Origin of the sequence: Paramuribaculum intestinale, assembly GCF_003024925.1 — a bacterium.
Lineage (GTDB): Bacteria > Bacteroidota > Bacteroidia > Bacteroidales > Muribaculaceae > Paramuribaculum > Paramuribaculum intestinale.
Window position 1 is genome coordinate 1 of record NZ_PUED01000326.1, and the last position, 1,602, is coordinate 1,602.

The 1,602-nt window shown below is 35.4% G+C and carries 3 protein-coding genes; all 3 read right to left on the reverse strand.

Annotation, left to right across the window (positions count from 1 at the left end):
• Positions 1–957 (reverse strand): radical SAM protein (locus C5O24_RS13215; RefSeq protein ID WP_133165603.1); only part of this gene is annotated, 957 nt, incomplete at its 3' end.
• A 127-nt stretch (positions 958–1,084) separates the two neighbouring features.
• Positions 1,085–1,249, reverse strand: a complete 165-nt coding sequence (locus C5O24_RS14200; RefSeq protein ID WP_161553919.1) for a hypothetical protein — start codon at positions 1,247–1,249, stop codon at positions 1,085–1,087.
• Between the two features lie 164 nt (positions 1,250–1,413).
• Positions 1,414–1,602, reverse strand: a 189-nt coding sequence (locus tag C5O24_RS14405; protein ID WP_205961132.1) for a hypothetical protein, incomplete at its 5' end; no start/stop codon positions are given.

Here is a 1,602-nt window from a genome sequence, read left to right on the forward strand (position 1 = left end):
GTTTAAATATATCCAATTACTTAAATTTTGTCGTAACTTCTCCTGATTATCACAGTGCATTTCCTGCTCCAGTAAGCTTACATAAATTAAATACTGAGACTTATCAGGAAAACTTTTAATCAATAACCAAATCAGCCTTTCAAGATCATGGACATTCGTGTATGAAAGATTTAGCCTTATGCTCAAATATATATTTGCTTTGAAAATTTCAGCGATATTATTCAAGATATTATTAAATGGATTTGCTATGTCTCCGGAGTAGTTTTTGGTGTCATTATATACCTTTTCAGTTCCATCGATAGTTATTTGTATTGATTTTAGATTCCACCGATTAAGGGCTTGATTAATCAGATCTTCATTCAAAAGCAACCCATTAGATACAAGACTTGACTCAAAATTTATTCCATAATTCCTTAAATCACCGCATATCAGATCAATAGCGTTAGGGTTTAATAATGGTTCACCTCCAATCCACTCAAGTTTTATTTTATTGCCTTTGCGTGTGTCGTTTACAAATTTCGCCACCTTATGTGCAATAGAATCTGTCATGGATTTCCGAATAAAATCACCATGTCTTTCATAGCAGTACGCACAATTTGCGTTACAATATAAAGTCGTAAGGATTGTGTATTTTGTACGCTTTGCTTGCACCTTCTTATATTGGCATAACAAATGTTTCAAGAATAAAGGCTCATTGAAGAATACCGGCACATAAAACCATTGAGATCTCAATAGTGAAATGAGATTACTATCCAAATGATTATCTGTCCAATCTTTCACAGACAGATTATTAATCCAAACTAATCCAAGCGTGAGAGTATTCCAAAGGAGAAGACCATTGTCAATCTCCGATACTACAACATATCGACACTGACGAACCCCCTGATCCTCCGTTTCTTGATGCCAAGTCGATATTTCATCAAGAAAGAATTTATGCATCGGTCTAATAATCAACATTTGAATTACTGATGTATAAGAAATACCACCTTACCATAATAGTATTAGATAACTCCTACCCGGTTGCTGGACGGTCGGTTACTCCATTGCATACTCTGTCGAGGCTTTTCTGCATCCGCCTTGATCTTTAGTCTTGAATTGGTTCGTCGTTCTTTTTGAATAATCCGACAATCCCTTTGAATAGACCTCCGATGATTGCCATAAGTAATTTGACAATGCCTCCGAGAATCCAGCCGAAAAGACTGATTATCCAGCTGAACATTACGTCAATGATGTCTCCGTCTTTTGCCATAAGATGCTATTTACTTTTTTATGATTCTGATTGGTATAATATTCATTATATATTTTGTCAGCGAGATAGAAATGTGATATTTACTATTAACATATTGATAGTCGAGTTGAAGCTTTATAAACCATTTCAAGCGCTTCTATATAAGATGCTATTCTTGAGGCGGTCTATTTAGGAATAAACCGACCGTTCCGGTGCAACTTCCCTTCAATTCCACCCAAACGGACATCCATTAAACTGTCTTTATCAAATTCAGGATTAGAATACTTTGCGTGATACTTGAAGGGGATAACCGTTTCACCTTTGCTATTTACAAATCCAAGTCTCTTATTGCTATAAGATGTACCCTTGTATAC

Excerpts from the sequence above, each read along its gene's own strand:
- C5O24_RS14200 (WP_161553919.1), bottom strand. The coding sequence starts at position 1,249 with ATGGCAAAAGACGGAGACATCATTGACGTAATGTTCAGCTGGATAATC.